18 protein-coding genes are annotated in these 18,754 nt (G+C 68.7%); 7 read left to right on the top strand and 11 right to left on the bottom strand.

The window, feature by feature from the left end; all coding sequences use genetic code 11:
• Nucleotides 1-29: 29 nt before the first annotated feature.
• On the bottom strand, nt 30-245 hold the full coding sequence (locus B9Y82_RS16440) for a hypothetical protein (protein WP_100474062.1): 216 nt from the start codon (nt 243-245) through the stop codon (nt 30-32).
• Nucleotides 246-356: 111 nt separating this feature from the next.
• Here B9Y82_RS16440 and B9Y82_RS16435 point away from each other — a divergent pair, with 111 nt between their 5' ends.
• Nucleotides 357-1,133 (top strand): SDR family oxidoreductase, encoded by a 777-nt coding sequence (locus B9Y82_RS16435; protein ID WP_100474061.1) that lies wholly within the window; start codon nt 357-359, stop codon nt 1,131-1,133.
• Nucleotides 1,134-1,179: 46 nt separating this feature from the next.
• Here B9Y82_RS16435 and B9Y82_RS16430 read toward each other — a convergent pair whose 3' ends face one another.
• The 9 genes from B9Y82_RS16430 to B9Y82_RS16390 form a co-directional block, all read right to left on the bottom strand.
• The gene (locus tag B9Y82_RS16430) at nt 1,180-1,899 is read right to left on the bottom strand and encodes a hypothetical protein (protein ID WP_100474060.1); all 720 of its coding nucleotides are present in this window, start codon (nt 1,897-1,899) and stop codon (nt 1,180-1,182) included.
• 34 nt (nt 1,900-1,933) lie between these two features.
• Nucleotides 1,934-2,623: a hypothetical protein gene (locus B9Y82_RS16425; protein ID WP_100474059.1), complete on the bottom strand. Its 690-nt coding sequence runs from the start codon at nt 2,621-2,623 to the stop codon at nt 1,934-1,936.
• Between the two features lie 43 nt (nt 2,624-2,666).
• Nucleotides 2,667-3,257: a Sua5/YciO/YrdC/YwlC family protein gene (locus tag B9Y82_RS16420; protein ID WP_100474058.1), complete on the bottom strand. Its 591-nt coding sequence runs from the start codon at nt 3,255-3,257 to the stop codon at nt 2,667-2,669.
• A 97-nt stretch (nt 3,258-3,354) separates the two neighbouring features.
• Entirely contained in the window at nt 3,355-5,832 is a 2,478-nt protein-coding gene (locus B9Y82_RS16415) for a DNA topoisomerase I (RefSeq protein WP_100474057.1), read from the bottom strand.
• A 193-nt stretch (nt 5,833-6,025) separates the two neighbouring features.
• Nucleotides 6,026-6,955 carry an RDD family protein gene (locus tag B9Y82_RS16410; RefSeq protein ID WP_100474056.1) on the bottom strand — a complete coding sequence of 310 codons (930 nt, stop codon included), beginning with the start codon at nt 6,953-6,955 and terminating at the stop codon, nt 6,026-6,028.
• 49 nt (nt 6,956-7,004) lie between these two features.
• A complete protein-coding gene (locus B9Y82_RS21005) occupies nt 7,005-7,754 on the bottom strand; it encodes a pilin (protein WP_100474055.1) in 750 nt (249 codons plus the stop codon).
• A gap of 39 nt (nt 7,755-7,793) precedes the next feature.
• Entirely contained in the window at nt 7,794-8,267 is a 474-nt protein-coding gene (locus tag B9Y82_RS16400; RefSeq protein WP_005419622.1) for a DUF494 family protein, read from the bottom strand.
• Between the two features lie 43 nt (nt 8,268-8,310).
• Complete coding sequence (gene dprA, locus B9Y82_RS16395) at nt 8,311-9,438, bottom strand: DNA-processing protein DprA (protein ID WP_100474054.1); 1,128 nt, start codon at nt 9,436-9,438, stop codon at nt 8,311-8,313.
• A gap of 130 nt (nt 9,439-9,568) precedes the next feature.
• A complete protein-coding gene (locus B9Y82_RS16390; RefSeq protein WP_100474053.1) occupies nt 9,569-10,699 on the bottom strand; it encodes a LysM peptidoglycan-binding domain-containing protein in 1,131 nt (376 codons plus the stop codon).
• Between the two features lie 126 nt (nt 10,700-10,825).
• Here B9Y82_RS16390 and def point away from each other — a divergent pair, with 126 nt between their 5' ends.
• The 5 genes from def to B9Y82_RS16365 all read left to right on the top strand — a co-directional run bounded on the left by def (nt 10,826) and on the right by B9Y82_RS16365 (nt 16,857).
• Nucleotides 10,826-11,338 carry a peptide deformylase gene (gene def / locus B9Y82_RS16385; RefSeq protein WP_008267110.1) on the top strand — a complete coding sequence of 171 codons (513 nt, stop codon included), beginning with the start codon at nt 10,826-10,828 and terminating at the stop codon, nt 11,336-11,338.
• Nucleotides 11,339-11,458: 120 nt separating this feature from the next.
• Nucleotides 11,459-12,382, top strand: a complete 924-nt coding sequence (gene fmt, locus B9Y82_RS16380; RefSeq protein WP_100474052.1) for a methionyl-tRNA formyltransferase — start codon at nt 11,459-11,461, stop codon at nt 12,380-12,382.
• 3 nt (nt 12,383-12,385) lie between these two features.
• Entirely contained in the window at nt 12,386-13,717 is a 1,332-nt protein-coding gene (rsmB, locus tag B9Y82_RS16375) for a 16S rRNA (cytosine(967)-C(5))-methyltransferase RsmB (RefSeq protein WP_100474051.1), read from the top strand.
• 23 nt (nt 13,718-13,740) lie between these two features.
• Nucleotides 13,741-15,450, top strand: coding sequence for an ArnT family glycosyltransferase (locus B9Y82_RS16370; protein ID WP_100474050.1), 1,710 nt, complete (start codon nt 13,741-13,743; stop codon nt 15,448-15,450).
• Between the two features lie 150 nt (nt 15,451-15,600).
• Nucleotides 15,601-16,857, top strand: coding sequence for an O-antigen ligase family protein (locus B9Y82_RS16365; RefSeq protein WP_100474049.1), 1,257 nt, complete (start codon nt 15,601-15,603; stop codon nt 16,855-16,857).
• A 30-nt stretch (nt 16,858-16,887) separates the two neighbouring features.
• On the opposite strand, the gene B9Y82_RS16360 is transcribed toward B9Y82_RS16365, so the two are convergent.
• The gene (locus tag B9Y82_RS16360) at nt 16,888-17,694 is read right to left on the bottom strand and encodes a glycosyltransferase family 2 protein (RefSeq protein WP_100474048.1); all 807 of its coding nucleotides are present in this window, start codon (nt 17,692-17,694) and stop codon (nt 16,888-16,890) included.
• On the opposite strand from B9Y82_RS16360, the gene B9Y82_RS16355 reads away from it, so the two are divergent.
• Entirely contained in the window at nt 17,693-18,751 is a 1,059-nt protein-coding gene (locus B9Y82_RS16355) for a CDP-glycerol glycerophosphotransferase family protein (protein WP_100474047.1), read from the top strand. The genes B9Y82_RS16360 and B9Y82_RS16355 overlap by 2 nt on opposite strands.
• The last annotated feature ends 3 nt before the right edge of the window (nt 18,752-18,754 follow it).

Here is an 18,754-nt window from a genome sequence, read left to right as displayed (position 1 = left end):
TGCAGCGCAAAGGGCTCTGACCCCACCGTTCATTGCGTCGCGTCGGCCTCGGCTCTGCGCTTGCGCGCGTCGGCATCATCGACGGTCTTCTGCACGCTCTTGGCACGGTCCAGCGGTTCGTTGATCGCGCGCGGCATCGCTCGTGGCACCGGTGGCTTCTCCGGGTTCGGCGTCGGCGGCCGCTGGCAGGCCGCCAGCAGCACGGCGGCCAGCAGGAGGGGCGAGGACAGGATCAGCATGCGCATGGCGGCTCTCCGCGGTAGGCGTGCGTGCAGTGTCGCACCCCCCGCAGGCACCCGCCGTGAGCGCGTATCCTTGCGGCATCGAAACACAGCGGGCGCGGCCCCGGAGAACACATGACCCAGCAACGGTGGCGCCTGGACGGCCAGACCGCCCTGATCACCGGCGCCAGCGCCGGCATCGGCCTGGCCATCGCGCATGAACTGGCGGGGCTCGGCGCCGACCTGATGATCGTCGGCCGCGATATCGACATGCTGGAGACGGCGCGCGACGAACTCCTGGATATGTATCCGCAGCACCAGGTGCACGCGCTGGCGGCCGATGTCTCCGATGACGAGGACCGCCGCCAGATCCTGGACTGGGTGGAAGACCACAGCGATGGCCTGCACATCCTGGTCAACAATGCCGGTGGCAACGTCACCAGGGCGGCCACGGAGTATTCCGAGGACGAGTGGCGCAAGATCTTCGAGACCAACCTGTTCTCGGCCTTCGAGCTGTCGCGCTACGCGCATCCGCTGCTGGCGCGGCACGCGTCATCGTCGATCGTCAATGTCGGCAGCGTGTCGGGGCTGACCCATGTGCGCAGTGGCGTGGTCTACGGCATGACCAAGGCCGCGATGCACCAGATGACCCGCAACCTGGCCGTCGAGTGGGCCGAGGATGGCATCCGGGTCAACGCGGTGGCGCCGTGGTACATCCGCACGCGGCGCACGTCCGGTCCATTGTCGGACCCGGACTACTACGAGGAAGTGATCAACCGCACGCCCATGCGCCGCATCGGCGAGCCGGAGGAAGTGGCCGCAGCCGTGGGCTTCCTGTGCCTGCCGGCGGCCAGCTATGTCACCGGCGAATGCATCGCGGTGGATGGCGGTTTCCTGCGTTACGGCTTCTGATCGTTCGGTGGCAACGCCGGCCGCTGGCCGGCATTACGGGTGGCTGTCACCCCGGTACCGGGCAATTGCTGGCCTCCAGCACGCCCTGCAGCCGTTCGCGTTCCCCACGGGCGTTGTCGCGGTTTTCCGGCGAGGCGAACCGCTCACGGCCGCGCGCGTTGCGGAAGCGTTGCTGCCAACTGCTGCAGCGCTGTGCCTCCGGTAGTTCCTCGCAGCGGTCGCGCACCACTTCGCAGCCGGCGGCATTGACCGGCGTGGCGCCACCCAGGCCCTGCACGGTCATCAGTTCGCAGCGCCCGGGGGCGGCTTCGTACTCGTGCAGGTAGCCCCCGCCCTGACTATCGGTGCACTGGAAGATCGGTGGCAGCGGTGGCTTCGGTGGTGCATTGCTGTCCGGCGTGGCATCGGCCTGGCGCGGCAGTGCTGCGCTGTCGAGTATCAGATCGCCACCCTCGCGCTCGACCATGCCGGCCTCCATGATCGTGCGGCCATCGCCGGGATGTCGCGGGCTGGGTGCAGAAGCAGGCGGAGCCAGCGCTGGCTCCGGCTCGGGCGGGGCCGGCACGGGGGCCGATGTGGCCGATGCCGGCGGCGCACTGGCGGCCGCCGGAACCCGTATCACCTGCTGCTTGCTGCCGGCGGGGCAGGGCGTACGTTGCAGGGTGGGTACGTCGCTGCTGCTGGAGGTACAGCGGTAGATCACCCCGTCGTCGGCCCATGCATTGCCGGCGAACAGGCCCAGGGCCAGCCAGATCGGATTCTTCATGCGCACAGCGTACATGCCATGGCAGGCGCTGCGCTCAGCGTTCGCAGTCCCGCGACAGGCGTGCGTCGATGCCACGCTGTTCGTTGCTGATGGCAGTGCGCTCGCTCTGCAGCGCACTGTTGTAGCGACGGTCCAGTTCCCAGCGGCGGTCACGCAGGCGCGCACAGACGTCCTGCGGCGGCAGCGCATGGCAGCTGTCGCGGACCAGCACGCTGCCGGCCGGGACCTGCACACCGACACCCACTGCGGGCGGCCGGTAGCCGGTTCCTCCACCGATGGGGGTGCCGACCGGCGTGCCGAAGGCCGGGCGTGGGCCAGGATGGACCGGGCCGTGGTGCCCGTGCGGAAGCCAGACGCTGGTCCACAACGGCACCCAGCGCGGATTGCCCTCGTTGTTGTCGCTGGTATAGCGGCGCCCGTCGTCGCTCACGCACTCGTACAACGGCTGTGGCGGCTGGATGTAGACGTGGCGGACCTCGCGATCGCGTACCACCGGGACTTCGTCGGCAGGCGCGGGTGTCGCATCGCTGCGCACCACCCGGGGCGCCGGGTCGCGCGGGCGCTGCAGGTCGCGCACTTCCTGCCGGCCGCTGCTGCAGGGCCTGTCCTGCAGGGCCACGGCGCCGTTGCTGGCGACGCAGCGGTAGACGCGCACGTCCTCGGCGGCCGGTGCGGTCCATGGCAGCAGCAGGCACAGGCTCAAAGCGGTGCGCAGCAGGTTCATGGCGGCAGGGTGCGTGATTGTGCGCGGCAGTGCAATCGTCCGCTCAGGAGCGCAGCACGTTGCCGCTGAGCGCGTCGCGGATCGGGGTCGGTTGGGCCAGGCCGCCGGTCTCGCCATCGAGGAGGCCGTCGAGCAGGCGCAGCAGGCGTGGATCCAGCTCGGCACGGCTGCGCGCCGGTGGTTCACCGGCCAGGTTGGCGCTGGTGGAGACCAGCGGGCCGCCCCAGGCGCGGCACAGTGCGGCGACCAGTGGGTGGGCGCTGATGCGTACGGCGATGCCGCTGTGCTCACCGGTGACCCACGGTTGGGCGCGCGGACCGGCCGGCAGGATCCATGTGTTGGCACCCGGCCAGCTGGCCAGCACCGCACGCTGGCGGGCGTCGGGCAGCGCCTGCAGGCGTACCCAGCCCTCGAGCTGCGAGAGTTCGGCGGCGACCAGGATCATGCCCTTCTCGATCGGGCGCTGCTTGAGCCGCAATACCATGTGCACCGCGGCTTCATGCGACGGATCGCAGCCCAGGCCCCAGACCGCTTCGGTCGGATAGGCGATCACGCCGCCGGCGCGGAGCGTGGCGACAGCAGAGTCCAGGGTGAGTTCTTTCATGGCGGCGACCGGCCCAGCGTGGGCCTCCATTATCCCCCTGCTGCGTGCAGAAGGGGTGGTGGGTGCGGACGGTAGGTGCGGACCGTTGGTCCGCACACCTTGACCCTCATCCACGCATGGCGTGAATCTACTTGGCGACCTTCTTGACGGCCTTCTTCGCCGGCGCCTTCTTTGCGGCAGCCTTCTTCACCGCCTTCTTGGCCGGCGCCTTCTTGGCCGCAGCCTTCTTCGGCGCCGCTTCCTTCTTCACTGCAGCCTTCTTGGCCGGAGCCTTCTTCGCGGCGGCCTTCTTGGCACCGAAGCCCTTGCGCACCGGCTTGCCGGTTTCTTCCATCAGCTGCTGCACCTCGGCCAGGGTCAGCGATGCCGGCTCGCGATCCTTGGGGATCTTGCCGTTCATCCTGCCGTCGCTGATGTACGGGCCGAAGCGGCCGTTCAGCACCTGGATGTCGCTGCCCTCGAACTCCTTGATGATCCGGTTGCGCGCGATCTCTTCCTTCTCTTCGATCAGGAACACGGCGCGAGCCAGGTCGATGGTGTAGGGGTCGTCTTCCTTCTTCAGCGAGGCATAGGTGCTGCCGCGCTTGGCGAACGGGCCGAAGCGGCCGATGCCGACGCTGACCGGTTCGCCGTTGTCCTCGCCCAGCGCACGCGGCATCAGGAACAGTTCCAGCGCGTCTTCCAGCGAGATGGTGTGCATCGACTGGCCGGGGCGCAGCGAGGCGAACTTCGGCTTCTCCTCGGCGTCCTCGGCGGTGCTGCCGATGGCGGCGTAAGGCCCGAAGCGGCCGAGGCGCACGCTGACCGGCTTGCCGGTCTTCGGATCGGTGCCGAGCTCGCGCGCGCCACTGGCCTCGGCGCGGTCAACCGATTCCTTCTTGTCTTCCACCAGTTCCTTGAACGGCTCCCAGAAGCGGGCCATCAGCGGGATCCACTCTTCTTCGCCACGCGAGACGGCGTCGAGCTCGTCTTCGAGCTTGGCGGTGAAGTCGTAGTCCACGTACTGGGTGAAGTGGCTGGACAGGAACTTGGACACCGCGCGGCCGACGTCGGAGGGACGGAAGCTGCGGCCCTCCATTTCCACGTACTTGCGGAACAGCAGGGTCTGGATGATCGAGGCGTAGGTCGAGGGACGGCCGATGCCGTACTCCTCCAGCGCCTTCACCAGCGCCGCTTCGGTGTAACGCGGCGGCGGCTGGGTGAAATGCTGCTCGGCCTGGATGCGTTCCAGCGGCACGCGGTCGCCAGGCTTCATCGCCGGCAGCTTGCGGCCTTCGTCCTCGTCTTCGGCGCTCTTGTTGTCCTTGCCTTCCTCGTACACGGCCAGGAAGCCGGGCACCACCACGGTGGTACCGCTGGCGCGGAACACGTGCTCGCTGCCGGCCGACAGGTCGACACTGACGGTGTTGAGCGTGGCCGGGATCATCTGGCAGGCGACGGCGCGCTTCCAGATCAGCTCGTACAGGCGGCGCTCGTCATCGGTCAGGAAGCGCGCCACCTGGGCCGGGGTGCGCAGGGCCGAGGTCGGGCGCACCGCTTCGTGTGCTTCCTGGGCATTCTTCGACTTGGTCTGGTAGGTGTTCGGCTGGTCCGGCAGCGAGGCGATGCCGTAATCACGGGCGATCACGTCGCGGATTTCGGCCAGCGCGTCCTGCGACAGGTTCACCGAGTCGGTACGCATGTACGAGATCAGGCCGACGGTGCCTTCATCACCGATCGCCACGCCTTCGTACAGCTTCTGCGCCACCTGCATGGTCTTGCGGGTGGTGAAACCGAGCTTGCGCGAGGCTTCCTGCTGCAGGGTGGAGGTGGTGAACGGCGGCGCCGGGCGGCGCTTGCGTTCCTTGCTGGCCACGTCGGTGACATGCAGCGAGCCCTGCGCGGCCTGCTGGATGCGCAGGCGGGCGGCTTCGGCGGTGTCGCCGTCGGTGATGGTGAACTGCTCGAACTTCTGCCCGTCCAGCTTGACCAGCTTGGCGTTGAAGTGCTGCGACGGGTGTGCGCACTCGGCGGCGATCGACCAGTACTCGCGGGCGATGAAGGCTTCGATCTCTTCCTCGCGCTCGACGATCATGCGCAGCGCCGGGCTCTGCACGCGGCCGGCGGACAGGCCGCGCTGGACCTTGCGCCACAGCACCGGCGACAGATTGAAGCCGACCAGGTAGTCCAGTGCGCGGCGCGCCTGCTGGGCATCGACCAGGTCGCTGGCGATCGCGCGCGGCTGGCTGATCGCTTCCTTGATGGCGCGCGGGGTGATCTCGGTGAACACCACCCGCTGCATCGGCTTGTCCTTGACCAGCCCGCGTTCCTTCAGGATCTCGGCAATATGCCAGCTGATCGCTTCACCCTCGCGATCCGGGTCGGTCGCCAGCAGGATGTCGTCGGCGCCCTTGGCGGCCTTGGCGATCGCGTCGACATGCTTCTCGTTCTTGTCGATCACGTCGTAGTGCATGGCGAACCCGTTGTCCGGGTCGACCGCGCCTTCCTTCGGAATCAGGTCACGCACATGCCCATACGAGGCCAGGACGGTGTAGTCCTTGCCGAGGTATTTGTTGATCGTCTTGGCCTTGGCCGGCGATTCGACGATGAGCAGGTGCTTGGGCATGGCAGCAGTGTCTGTGGGGCGAGCCGCAGGGGAGGGGCCGCTAGGGTGGAGCAAACGGCCGCATTAGTGAAGCGGCCACGGACAAATCAATACGCTGAACGCCCGGTAGTGTGCCGGGCGTTCAGGTTTCACCTTATTAGAGGAATCACGCCCGGCCAGCGGCTGTCAAGCAGCCAGGCGTGAGGATGGCCGTTCATGAGGCCATCTTGGCGATGAAGCCGACTGCGGCCACCAGCAGCACCAGGCCCGCCAGCGACAGCAGGCCGGTCAGCACCAGGATCACGATGGTGACCGTACCCAGCTCATGGCGCTGCAGGTGCGGCTGATCGGTGTACGCCCAGCGGTCGACCACCAGGGTGTCGCAGATCATGTCGTGCAGGCCTTGCTTGCGCTCGGTGAAGGCCGCCATCAGGAAGCCGATGCCGAGGGTGAAGCTGCTCAGCAGCATGGCCCAGTAGCGACCGAAGGCGCGGCCCCTGGTCAGGCGGTCACCGTTGCTGCGCACGACCTTGATGCCGACCGCCATCTTGCCCAGCGTGGCGCCACCCTGCGAGGAATGGAACCAGGTGTAGTAGGCAACGCCGATGGCCAGGTTGATCAGTGCGCTGGCGAGCTGCGCGACGATCTCAATGGACGTTTCGCCACTGCCCACCGCGCCCATGCTGGCGCCGAGCACCACGCCCATGATGGCGCCGATGATGCCGCCCGGAACGGCCAGCACGAAGTAGTCGATCATGTAGGCCGCTACGCGCTTCCAGAAGCCTGCGTAGACCACCTCGCCGCCGATCACCGGCTGCGGGCCGCCGGCACCGGCGGCGGCCGGGGCGCTGTAGGGCGAGCTGCTGAGCGCACCCGTGCCAGGCAGCGGTGCAGTGCCGTTGTCGATGGCAGCGTAGTCGTTGCGCAGATCGAAGCCGCCGCTGGCGGTGGCGGTGCTGGCGTCGGCCAGCGTCTGCAGGCCCAGCTCATCGACCACCTGGCGAAGTGCAGCCCACTGGGCCATGCCTTCGCGCCAGACCAGGGTGTCCAGGTTCAGTTGGCCGCGCTGGAAGCGCTGGCGGATGTCCTGGGCCGGCAGCGGGCCCTGGCGTTGCTGTCCTTCGGCGTAGTACCACTCGGTCATTGCATGTTCCCTGTTGGATCGTCCTTGGAGGCGCTGGCGTGCGCGTGGCTCAGCCGCGGCACGACGGCGGCAGGTACTTGTCGTCGCTTTCACCGCTGCATTCCCAGCGGCCGCTGTCGCGATCATATTCCAGCCACAGCAGGTCGCCATCGAGGCTCTTGCCGGGCACGGCCAGCGTGGCTTCGATGCCACAGTGGCCGTTGTTGAAGCGACCGATGTTCACCGCCGACAGGCCGGCCTGGGTGAAGTCACCCGGGGCCGGGAAGCCGGCATCGTTGGCACCGGGGCAGCGGCCTTCGTCGTCGGCGAAGTGCTGCACCTGCTGTTTCAGCGGCTGCAGGGCATTGACCGCGGCGGCGACCTTGGCACGCACGGTGTAGTCGCTGTAGGCAGGCAGGGCGATCGCCGCGAGGATGGCCACGATCGGTACCAGCACCAGCAGCAGGCCACCGACGATGATCGCGGTCAGGGCGCAGCCGGAGAGCTTCTTCTTCGGCGGCGGCAGGATCCCGGCCGGGGTCTGGGTGGCATAGGGCGTGGATGGCGGCAGCACGGGTGGCTGCGGCGGCAGTGGTTCGGGCTCGGGCTCGGGTTCCACGGCCGGCGCGGCGGCGTCCAGCGCCGGTACGATCAGGCCCAGCTCATCGACGACGGTGCGCAACGGTTGCCATTGCGGCAAGCCGTCGCGCCAGACCAGGGTGTCCAGGGAGATCTGGTTGCTGCGGAACAACTCGACCAACCGTTCCGCCGGCAGCGGGCCTTGCTGCCGGTTGCCTTCTGCATGGAACCACTCGCTCACGGGGACGCTCCTGAATGCGCTATGCCCCCAAGTGTACGGTCAGTGCAGGGGTTCTGGCTCGTCCATGAACATCTGCGTCTCCATCCAGGCATAGGCCGCTTCAGAGCCGGGCTGGTTGAACAGCACCATCAGCACGACCCACTTCAGGTCGTCCAGGTCCAGTTCGTCCTGGTCCAGGGCCATCGCGCGGTCCAGCACCAGCTCGCGCTGGTCGGCGTCGAGGATGCCGTGCTGTTCCAGGTAGAGCAGGAAGCCGCGGCATTCCACGTCCAGCTTGTCCAGCTCGGGGCCATGGTAGATGCGCACGGGGCCATCGACCCGCGCCTGGGCCACGCTCGGCCGCTGCGCGGCCAGGGCATCGAGCCAGTCGAACGCCTTGTTGATCTCGGTGGGACTGAAACCGGCCTGGATCAGACCGTTCTGGAGCGAATCGCGGTCACGGATCAGGTCCGCATCTTCGCTGAAATAGTGTTCAAACAGGTACAACAGTACGTCCAGGATGCTCTCTTTCATTGCCCCTCGGCCTGCGTCGCGCGACGCTGTGGAGGTGAAGAAACTAGGGAGTTCGACAGTAGCGGCCGTGTACGCACACCACGATTCCCGCCAGTTCCATGGCCAGCAGCATGGAGGACACCTGTGACGCCGTCAATCCAGAGCGCGTGATCAGTGAATCCATACCGCTTGGGTTGTGGTCCAGGGCCCTCCACAAGCGCTGGTAGTCAGGGTCGTCGGCCCAGCGCGCCGGCAGGAGTGCCGGCGGTGCCTGTTCAGTGGGGGTGGCCAGCCGTGATTGCAAGCCCGGCAGTTGCTGGCGGAGGGCGGGGGCGAGCAGTTCCAGTACTTCCTCGGGGCGCTCGACCAGCGCCGCGCCCTCACGGATCAGCCGGTGGCAGCCGGCCGCGCGCGGGTTGAGCACCGATCCGGGCAGGGCACAGACCTCCCGGCCTGCCTCGGCGGCCAGGCGCGCAGTGATCAGCGCGCCCGAACGCTGGGCGGCCTCGACCACCACGGTGGCCAGCGCCAGCCCGGCCACCAGCCGGTTGCGCGCGGGGAAGTGGCCGGGGCGGGCAGCCGTGCCCGGCAGATACTCACTGAGCACTACGCCTTCGGCGGCGATCCGTGCCTGCAGCCGGGCGTGGCTGTCCGGATAGGCCCGGTCAGGGCCGGTACCGATCACCGCCACGGTGCAGCCGCCGGCCTCCAGCGTGGCCTGGTGCGCGGCCGCATCGATGCCTGCGGCCAGGCCACTGGTCACCGCCAGGCCCGCTTCGACGAAGCAGCCGGCAAAACGTGCGGCCAGTGCCCGCCCACCCGGGGTGGGGGAGCGACTGCCCACCAGCGCAACCGATGGGCGCCAGGCCAGGCTGGGGTCACCGGCCACGAACAGGGCCAGCGGCGGATTGGGCACCTCCAGCAGCGATGGCGGAAAGGCCGGGTCGATGCAGGGCAGCAGGTGATGGTTGTCCTGCTCCAGCCAACGCCAGGCGGCTGCCCAGGCCCGGGTATCGGGGCGTTCCAGCGCGGCGCACTGCTCCGGCGTGCAACCGTGCGCGCGCCAGTTCGCGGTGCCTTGCGCGATGGCGGCTTGCGCACCGCCTGCGGCCTGCAGCAGGGCCCGTCGGGGCGCCAGTGCGCCTCCCGCCATCAGCAGGCGCAGCAGCGCCTCATGTGCATGCGTGGTCATTCCCCACTATCGACCGCATGCAACGAAGGCGCCCTAGGGCGCCTTCGCATGTGGTTGTCAGGTTTTGCCGGAGATGCCTGCCGGCCAGCGGCCGGCACTCCCTGCGGTGGCCGGGGCAGCCCGACAACCGTTACTTCGCGTCCGGGTGCAGCGCGTTGTAGCCCACCTGCACCGGCTTCACGCCCTGCATCACCAGCGCGTAGCTGACGTTGTCGAAGGTGCGGAACACCATCGCATGCGCGGCATACTCGTCCGGCAGCGAGACCCGGCCCGCACCGGTGCTGAGCGAGTCGTCCATGCGCGAGGAGGTCGGGTACTTCATGCGGTGCGCCACATGACGGCCCGGGCGCCACAGCGAGAACACGGTGCCGTTGTCCACGCCCTGGGCACGGCCGGCCGAGATCGCGATCACATCGCGCGGGCCACCGGCGGTGAACATGTCGGTGACCGCCAGCACGCGCACGTCCACGCCTTCGACACCCGCGGCGGGCACGTGGGGCACGAACTGCAGGTCGTACGGCCTGGCCTCGACCGGTACCAGGCGGTCGCCGGCGCGCACTTCGCGGCCGCCGACGTTCTTGTCCAGCACCAGCGTGGAGGCCTCGACCTTGCCGCCGCCGATCTGGGTGATGGTGCCGGTGGCGACCTGGGCCAGCTCGTAGCCCAGCACGCCACGGCGCGCGTTGGGCGCGTTGTAGGCCTTCCAGAGGTTTCCGCTGCCGGGGGTGACGTCGCCATTGGCGGTCAGGTCCTCGGTCGGCTTGGGCTGGGCGTACCGCACGGTCGGGCGTACCACGGCCCAGCGCTGGCCCACCTGGGCATCGGCCAGGCGTACGTAGACGGTGTCACCGCCGGACGCGCGCAGGCGGTTGTCCTCCAGGCCGACCACGTAGGGCAGCTGCTTGACGCTGTCGACAACGCTCAGCTGCTTCAGGAACGGCTCGACCTGGGCCAGCGGAATGGCGTCGATCGGGGCCTCCTGGCGCGGACCGGCCTGGGACACGGTCACCCGGTCCAGGTAGGCCAGGCTCAGCACGTCACCTGGATAGATCAGGTGCGGGTTGGCAATCTGCGGATTGGCTTGCCAGATCTCCGGCCACAGCCAAGGCTTCTGCAGGAAACGTGCGGCGATATCCCACAACGTATCCCCTTTTCGGACCACATAGGTGTCCGGGTGCCCGCCATTCACTTCCACGGCGGTAGCATAGGCAGCCACGGTCAGCATCGCCGCGGCGACGACCGTACGAAAACGAAGCAACATAGGTGTGAAGCCCTGATTCCCCAACAGGTCCGCGCACTATAGTCCAGAAACCGGGGCGCAAGGCAAGCGTTGGAGCTAGAATCTGCGACGTATGCCGGCGTGCCGGCCCCCTATCCGGAAACAGCCATGGCCCTTCTCCCCATTCTCGAGTTCCCCGATCCGCGCCTGCGTACCAAGGCTGCGTTGATCGAAGCCGCCGAAGTCACCACGCCGGCCTTCCAGGAGCTGATCGACAACATGTTCCTGACCATGTACGACGCGCCGGGCATCGGCCTGGCCGCCACCCAGGTGGACGTGCACAAGCGCTTCATGGTCATCGATGTCAGCGAAGAGAAGAATGAACCGCATGTGTTCATCAACCCGGAAATCGTCGCCAAGGACGGGGGCCGGGTGTACCAGGAGGGCTGCCTGTCGGTTCCGGGCATCTTCGCCGACGTGACCCGCGCCGACACCATCACCGTGAAGTACCTGGACCGCAACGGCCAGGAACAGCAGCTGGAGGCTGGTGAAGTGCTGGCCACCTGCATCCAGCACGAGATGGACCACCTGGATGGCAAGCTGTTCATCGACTATCTGTCGCCGCTCAAGCGCGAGATGGTGCGCAAGAAGCTGGCCAAGCAGCGCAAGCACGTGGCGTGATCGCCCATCCGGGCCGCCCTTCGGGTGGCCCGTGCCTGCGCGACGCGCGCGGGCTGTACGGCGCCGGCCGACGGCGCCGTTTTCTTTCCTGCACGAATCCATCCTGCAAGTGGGGTAGCCATGAGGATTGTCTTTGCCGGTACGCCGGAATTCGCGGTGTCGTCGCTGCGCGCCGCGGCGCGCCACCACGAGGTCGTGGCCGTCTATACCCAGCCTGATCGCCCGGCCGGCCGCGGCCGTGGCCTGGCGCCGTCGCCGGTCAAGCTCGAGGCGGTGGCCCGTGGCATTCCGGTCCACCAGCCCGAATCGCTGAAGGACGAGGCTGCCCAGCAGCAGCTGCGCGATCTGCAGCCGGACCTGATGGTGGTGGTGGCCTATGGCCTGATCCTGCCCAAGGCGGTACTGGCCATTCCGACCCATGGCTGCTGGAACGTGCATGCCTCGCTGCTGCCGCGCTGGCGCGGTGCTGCGCCGATCCAGCGTGCGATCCAGGCCGGCGACGCAACCACCGGTGTGTGCCTGATGCAGATGGAAGCCGGCCTCGACACCGGTCCGGTGCTGCTGCACCAGGAGCTGCCGATCGCCGCTACCGATACCGGCGGCCAGCTGCATGACAAGCTGGCCGAACTGGGCGCGCAGGTGCTGTCCGATGGCCTGGGCCTGCTGCGTGCCGGCATCAAGCCGATCGCGCGGCCGCAGCCGGAGCAGGGCGTGACCTACGCGCACAAGCTGGACAAGGCCGAAGCCCGGCTGGACTGGGCGCAGGACGCCGATGCACTGGCGCGCACCGTGCGCGCGTTCAATCCGTGGCCGATCGCCGAAGCGACGCTGGCCGGCGAGCGCGTGCGCATCCACGGTGCGGTCGCCCGTGACCTGGCCCATGGCCAGGCGCCGGGGACGGTGCTGGCGGCCAGCCGCGATGGCATCGACATCGCCTGCGGCCAGGGCGCGCTGCGCCTGCGCACGCTGCAGCGCGAAGGTGGCAAGGCGATCACTGCCGCCGACTACCTCAATGCCCGCCGCGACCTGCACGTGGGGGCTTGAGCGGTGTCGAAGCAGAATGATTTCTCCGTCGCCAAGGCGGCGCCGGGCGCGGCCACCCGCATGCTGGCCGCACGCGTGCTGGCGCAGGTGTTCACCCGTGGCCGCTCGCTGAAGGCGGAACTGGCCTGGGCGCTGCCCAAGCTGGGCGACAGTCGCGATCGCGCCCTGCTGGAAGCGCTGTGCTTTGCGGTCCTGCGCCGCCGCAGTACCTATGACGCCGCCTTGCAGTCGTGGATGCAGAAGCCGCTGTCGGCGCGCGACGCTGACCTGCGCACCCTGTTGATGGTGGGCTTCGCCCAGCTGGATGTGCTGGAACTGCCGGCGCATGCGGCACTGTCGGCCACGGTCGACGCCGCCCGCGCGCTGGGCCGTGAGCGCCAGGCCGGCCTGGTCAACGCGATCCTGCGCCGTGCGCAGCGTGAGGGTTTCCCGGAACAGCCTGCGCGCGATGCCTTCCCGGAGTGGCTGGCCGATGCCGTCGAGCGCGACTGGCCGGCCCAGGCGGAGGCGATCTTCGCTGCCAGCCTGCAGCCGGCGCCGTTGTGGCTGCGTGCCAACCGCCAGCAGGGGGGGCGTGACAAGGCGCTGGCCACGCTGGCCGAGGCCGGCATTGCCGCCGAAGCCAGCCCGCTGAGCGCCGACGCGCTGCGCCTGGCAGCGCCCATCGCGGTGAACCAGCTGCCGGGGTTCGCCGACGGTGCGCTGTCGGTGCAGGACCTGTCGGCGCAATGTGCGGCGGACGCGCTGGCACCGGCGTCCGGCGCCCGCGTGCTGGACGCTTGCGCGGCGCCCGGTGGCAAGTCGGCACACCTGCTGGAACGTGACCCGAGCCTGCGCCTGCTGGCGCTGGATATCGATGCGCGGCGCCTGGCGCGTGCCCGCGATACCTACACCCGCACCGGTGTGGGAGAGGGCGCGCAGACTCTGGTGGCCGATGCCAGCGACCCCGGTGCCTGGTGGGATGGCACCCTGTTCGACGCCATCCTGCTGGATGCTCCGTGTTCGGCCACCGGCGTGATCCGCCGCCAGCCGGACGTGATGTTCCACCGCCGCGCCGAGGATATCGATGCGCTGGTCGGCGTGCAGGCCCGCCTGCTGGAGGCCTGCTGGTCGATGTTGCGCCCGGGTGGCGTGCTGTTGTACGCCACGTGCTCGATCCTGCGTGCCGAGAACGTCGATCAGGTGCGGGCCTTCCTGAAGTGGCATCCGGACGCGCAGGCGCAGCTGCTGGATGACACATTCGGCCTGGACTGCGAGGGGATCGCGCGCCAGCGACTGCCGGGTGACAGCGATGCTGACGGTTTCTTTTACGCGCGTCTGCTAAAAACAGCCTGACCCCCGCTGACGTTCCGAGTCCCATGCTGAAATCCCGCGCGTCGCGCGAGACGTGGTTGTTCGTGGTGATGGCCCTGCTGGTGCTGGGCGCCGGGCTGGGCCTTCGTGATCCGTGGCCGTCCGACGAACCACGCTTCGCGCTGGTGGCCAAGCAGATGATCGACAGCGGCCACTGGCTGTTCCCGCACCGCGGGACCGAGCTGTATTCGGACAAGCCGCCGATGCTGATGTGGTGGCAGGCCACGCTGTACAGCCTGGTCGGGCAGTGGCGCGTGGCCTTCCTGCTGCCGTCGCTGCTGGCGGCGCTGGGCACGCTGTGGTGCGTGGTCGACCTGGGCCGACGCCTGTGGACGCGGCGCGTGGGGCTGTATGCCGGCTGGGCGCTGCTGTTCGCGCTGCAGTTCACCTTCCAGGCGAAGAAGGCGCAGATCGATCCACTGCTGCTGCTGTTCATCACCCTGGCCAATTACGGCCTGCTGCGCCACCTGCTGCTGGGACCCGCCTGGCGCTGGTGGTGGCTGGGCTGGTTCTTCGCCGGCATCGGCGTGATCACCAAGGGCGTGGGCATGCTGGCGCTGCTGATGATCGTGCCCGCGGCAATCGCTGCGGCGCTGCAGTGGCCGCGGGTGGGCCTGCACGCGCGCGACGCGCGCTTCTGGCTGGCGCCGCTGGCCTTCCTGCTGGCGGTGTCGCTATGGCTGGCGCCGATGCTGCTGGCCGGCTTCGCCACCGGTTCGGACGAGTACCGCGCCTACATGGACGACATCCTGTTCCAGCAGACGGCGCGGCGCTACACCCATTCCTGGGACCACCACCAGCCCGCCTGGTACTTCCTGGCAACGATGCCGCTGATGTGGATCCCGGCGTTCCTGGCCCTGCCCTGGGCGATTCCGGCCTGGCGCCGCCGGCTGCAACGCCACGACCCGCGCTATCTGCTGCCGTTGGCCTGGTGGCTGATGGTGGTGCTGTTCTTCTCGATTCCCGCCGGCAAGCGCGACGTCTATATCCTGCCGGCGCTGCCGATGTTCTGCCTGGCGCTGGCACCGCTGTTGCCGGGGTTGCTGAAGCGGCGCGACGTGCAGGCCGTGGTGGGGCTGTTCACCGGCCTGTTGTCACTTGGCCTGGCAGTGGCCGGCGCGATGGCGTTGCTGGGCGACCCGGCCTTCGAGCTGCGCCTGACCCACAGCCGCGGGCTGGCGCCCGGGGCCGTCGACGCGCTGGCATGGACGATCCTGGCGATGGGCCTGTGGGGCGGATTGAGCCTGCTGGCCTGTGGCCGTCGCCGGCAGCGTGCGCTGGTGTCGACCCTGGCGGTGGTCTGGGTGCTGTACAGCCTGGTCGGCTACCCGCTGCTGAACGATTCCAGTTCCGCCCGTGGCCTGATGCGCACGGTCGGTACACGTCTGGGCCCCGATGCCGAGCTGGGGCTGGTGGCCTGGAAGGAACAGCATCTGCTGCTGGCCGACCGTCCCGCAGCGACCTTCGGATTCGAGACTGACTGGGACGAGCAGCTGGTGGCGGCCGCGCGCTGGCAGCGGCTGGCACCGGGACGCCGTTGGCTGCTCGTGCACGAGTACGCGATGCTGTCGTGCGTTGACCGCAACCGCTCTGAACTGGCCGGGGTAGCCAACCGTCGGCGCTGGTGGCTGGTGCCGGCGGCGGCGGTGACGGTGCCCTGCGTGGTCACTGCGGAGGAGCGGGAACGTGGACGGCGTTTGCAGGAACATGACTAGCCACCACGATTTCCGCTTGTCCAGTCTGCCCAAGCGGGCCCAAAGGCAGTAAAACAGCAGGCTGGGACGCCCCGTTGGTCCGTCCCGTTCTTCCAGCAGATTGCAGCGATACTTCCCGACGTGCCAGCTTCACCGGACAACCTGAACCTCATGGCCGACGACCCGCTGGGCGTTCCCGTCGGTGGGCGACATGGGGTAGCACATGGGCTGGCCCAGCTGGGCCTGTTCTGCCTGCCGGCACTGGTGCTGACCGTGCCGATCAACCTGTTGCCGTATGGTCTCCTGCTGCTGCTCAGCACCCTGCTGGCGCCGGAGCTGCTGTGGCGCGCGCGGGGCATGGCCGGTCAGCCGGTGAAGGTACTGGCCTGGCTGATGCTGGCGGTTCTGGCGCTCGGCGTGCTGTCGGTGGTGCTGTTCGAGCAGGGACTGCGTGACGTCGACAACCGTTCGCGGTTCGTGGTCATCCCATGGATCGCGCTGTGGGTCTGCGCGCTGCGTCCCAACCTGCGGTGGCTCTGGTACGGGTCATTGACCGGCCTGCTCGCCACCTTTGCGATGTCGCTGTGGCAGGTGCTGGGCGGCGCCCCGCGCGCGGAGCTGTTCACCAATGCCATCGTGCTGGCCGACATCGTGATGGTGTTGATGGTGCTGCTGGTGTTCTGCCGCCCGTCGCGGCGCTGGTCGCTGGTGATCCTCGGCATGGCCGCCGGCTGCGGCACCATCGTGCTGACCGGCAGCCGCGGTGTGTTCGCCGCCTTGCTGGCGCTGCTGGTGGTGCTGGCGCTGAGCCTGCGCTGGCGCACCGGTGCGGCGCGCCTGTCGGTGCTGGCCGGCATGCTGGCGATCGGTGCGACGTTGCTGCTGTCGGTACCGGAGCTGCGCCACCAGGTCCGCCTGAGCGAGCTGCACAGCGACGTGCAGCGGATGGAGCTGGGCGACAGTGATTCCTCCGCCGGTGCCCGCGTGGAGCGCCTGCAGGTTGCCTGGGAGACTTTCCTCGATCACCCGCTGGTAGGTGTTGGCATCGGTCATTTCGACAGTGCGATGCAGCGCGTGCCGGTCTGCCGGGAGAACCCGGAAGAGTTGCGCTGCCACCTGGGGCATGCACACAACGACGTGGCCGAATGGGCGGCGACCCAGGGCGTACCGGGCCTGCTTCTGCTGCTGGCGGTGTACGGCATCCCGCTGTGGTTGTTCGTGCGCCTGCATCGCCGCAGCGGACGGCCGACCTTCCGTGGGCCGGCCGCAGCCGGCGTCATGCTGGTGATCACCTACGCGCTGTGCGGCCTGACCCAGTCGATGTTCGCGCACCAGATGACGGCCAGCTTCTACGTGACTCTGGTCGGCCTGTTGACCGGCCTGGCGATCGTCGAAGGCGCGCGCCACCGGGCAGTCACCGGGACGTGATGCGTCGGCGCGCCGGGCAGGGCCCGGCGATCAGGGGTTCGGCGGGTCGGCCACGGCCTGGCCGTTGCCCAGCATCCACAGCATGATGGTCTTCTGGCGCACGTAGTTGGCGCGCACGTAGGCGTAGACCAGGCCGTGCCAGCCGTCGCGGAAACCACCGCGGAACACGAAGCCGCGCCAGAACCGCCAGGCCGGCGCCAGCACCAGCTTGCCCAGCGTGGCCCGCTTGCCTCGCGCGAACTCATGCTCGGCCATCATCCGCGCGTACTTCTCCGTTTTGGCCAGCTGCTGCTGCAGCGAGCGGTACGGGTAGTGGACCAGGTCACCGCGCAGCGTACCGACACTGCCGTCGACGCTGGCCGCCTCGTGGATCTCGCGCTTGCCGCGCCAGCCGCCGCGGCGGCGGTCGAACAGGCGCATCACCCGGTCCGGGTAGGCATTGCCATGGCGGAGGAATCTGCCGAAGTACTCCGACAGGCGCGCGAAACGGTAGCCAGCATGGCCGGCGAAGCCGCCGTCGCGGACCTGCTCGATGGCCGCGCGCAGTTCCGGGCTGATCCGCTCATCGGCGTCCAGGCACAGCACCCAGTCGTGGCGGGCCTGCTCGACGCAGTAGGCCTTCTGGCTGCGGAAGCCATCGAACGGGCGCTGCAGCACACGGGCGCCTGCGGCCTCGGCGATGGCCACGGTGGCATCGGTTGAGTACGAGTCCACGACGATGATCTCGTCGCAGAAGGCCAGCGAGGCCAGGCAGTCGCCGATGCGGCCGGCCTCGTTGAACGCGATAATGCAGGCCGAGATGCGAGGCCGTTCGATGGGAGCGGTCGTGGAGGACATGATGGCCGGGTACCTGTTGTTTGCGACGGAGCGCTATGCGCTGCCTATTCTCGCCCCGTTGGCGCAGGCCTTGCACGCCTCCGGGCAGGAGGTGGCAGCCTGGTTCGAGGGCGGCGCCGCCGGCAGCCACCTGCCCGGGGTGCCCACCATCGGCCTCAAACAGGCCCTGGCAATGCGGCCGCGTGCCGTGTTCAGTGCCGCCAACTGGGTGCCGACCTTCCTGTCTGGCGCCAAGGTGCAGCTGTTCCATGGCTTCAACGTGGAGAAGCGGGACAGTGCGCGCGGCCACTTCCGGGTGCGTGGCATGTTCGACCTCTACTGCACGCAGGGGCCGGCCACCACCGGGCCGTTCCGTGAGATCGCCGCCCTGCAGGGCCACTTCGCGGTGGCCGAGACCGGCTGGCCGAAGCTGGATCCGCTGTTCCGCGACGATGGCGGCGAGAGCGCCGCGCTGCGCGCGCCGGCCGGCGACCGTGCGGTGATCCTGTTTGGTTCGACCTTCACCGAGCGGCTCAGCGCGGCCCCGCACCTGCTTGCGCAGATTGCTGCCGACATTGCCGAGGGCAACCGCTACTGGCTGCTGACCCTGCACCCGAAGTGCCCAGCGGAGTTGTTCGAACGCTACCGCGCGCTGGCCGGTGCCAATGCGCGCTTCATCGAGCCCGAACAGGTGATGGCCGCGCAACGCGCCGCCGACGTGCTGGTGTCGGATACCTCGTCGATCGTTTCGGAGTTCATCGTCCAGCACAAGCCCGTGGTGACCTTCCGCAACCGCGTGCCCAAGCCGCACATGATCGACTTCGACGACCCGGCGCAGCTGCCGGCGATGCTGCAGCGTGCGCTGCATCCGGACGCCGCGCTGCAGGCGGAGATCGTGCGCTACGCCGACGCCATCCATCCGTATCGCGATGGCCGCTCCAGTGAGCGGGTGATTGCGGCTACCGAGGATTTCCTGTCCGGTGAAATGGGCGCGCTGCGGCGCAAGCCATTCGGCAGCTGGGTGCGCGACCTGCAGATCCGCAAGGACCTGGGGTACTGGGGCCCGTCGCAGCGCTGATGG

The organism is Stenotrophomonas maltophilia, assembly GCF_002799155.1.
Classification (GTDB): domain Bacteria; phylum Pseudomonadota; class Gammaproteobacteria; order Xanthomonadales; family Xanthomonadaceae; genus Stenotrophomonas; species Stenotrophomonas maltophilia_R.
The sequence above is the reverse complement of the archived record's forward strand: the minus strand, read 5'-3'. Positions and strand labels throughout refer to the sequence as shown.

Excerpts from the sequence above, each read along its gene's own strand:
- B9Y82_RS16440 (WP_100474062.1), bottom strand. The coding sequence starts at position 245 with ATGCGCATGCTGATCCTGTCCTCGCCCCTCCTGCTGGCCGCCGTGCTG.
- B9Y82_RS16435 (WP_100474061.1), top strand. The coding sequence starts at position 357 with ATGACCCAGCAACGGTGGCGCCTGGACGGCCAGACCGCCCTGATCACC.
- B9Y82_RS16430 (WP_100474060.1), bottom strand. The coding sequence starts at position 1,899 with ATGAAGAATCCGATCTGGCTGGCCCTGGGCCTGTTCGCCGGCAATGCA.
- B9Y82_RS16425 (WP_100474059.1), bottom strand. The coding sequence starts at position 2,623 with ATGAACCTGCTGCGCACCGCTTTGAGCCTGTGCCTGCTGCTGCCATGG.
- B9Y82_RS16420 (WP_100474058.1), bottom strand. The coding sequence starts at position 3,257 with ATGGAGGCCCACGCTGGGCCGGTCGCCGCCATGAAAGAACTCACCCTG.
- B9Y82_RS16415 (WP_100474057.1), bottom strand. The coding sequence starts at position 5,832 with ATGCCCAAGCACCTGCTCATCGTCGAATCGCCGGCCAAGGCCAAGACG.
- B9Y82_RS16410 (WP_100474056.1), bottom strand. The coding sequence starts at position 6,955 with ATGACCGAGTGGTACTACGCCGAAGGACAGCAACGCCAGGGCCCGCTG.
- B9Y82_RS16400 (WP_005419622.1), bottom strand. The coding sequence starts at position 8,267 with ATGAAAGAGAGCATCCTGGACGTACTGTTGTACCTGTTTGAACACTAT.
- dprA (WP_100474054.1), bottom strand. The coding sequence starts at position 9,438 with ATGACCACGCATGCACATGAGGCGCTGCTGCGCCTGCTGATGGCGGGA.
- B9Y82_RS16390 (WP_100474053.1), bottom strand. The coding sequence starts at position 10,699 with ATGTTGCTTCGTTTTCGTACGGTCGTCGCCGCGGCGATGCTGACCGTG.
- def (WP_008267110.1), top strand. The coding sequence starts at position 10,826 with ATGGCCCTTCTCCCCATTCTCGAGTTCCCCGATCCGCGCCTGCGTACC.
- fmt (WP_100474052.1), top strand. The coding sequence starts at position 11,459 with ATGAGGATTGTCTTTGCCGGTACGCCGGAATTCGCGGTGTCGTCGCTG.
- B9Y82_RS16370 (WP_100474050.1), top strand. The coding sequence starts at position 13,741 with ATGCTGAAATCCCGCGCGTCGCGCGAGACGTGGTTGTTCGTGGTGATG.
- B9Y82_RS16365 (WP_100474049.1), top strand. The coding sequence starts at position 15,601 with ATGGCCGACGACCCGCTGGGCGTTCCCGTCGGTGGGCGACATGGGGTA.
- B9Y82_RS16355 (WP_100474047.1), top strand. The coding sequence starts at position 17,693 with ATGATGGCCGGGTACCTGTTGTTTGCGACGGAGCGCTATGCGCTGCCT.
- B9Y82_RS16360 (WP_100474048.1), bottom strand. The coding sequence starts at position 17,694 with ATGTCCTCCACGACCGCTCCCATCGAACGGCCTCGCATCTCGGCCTGC.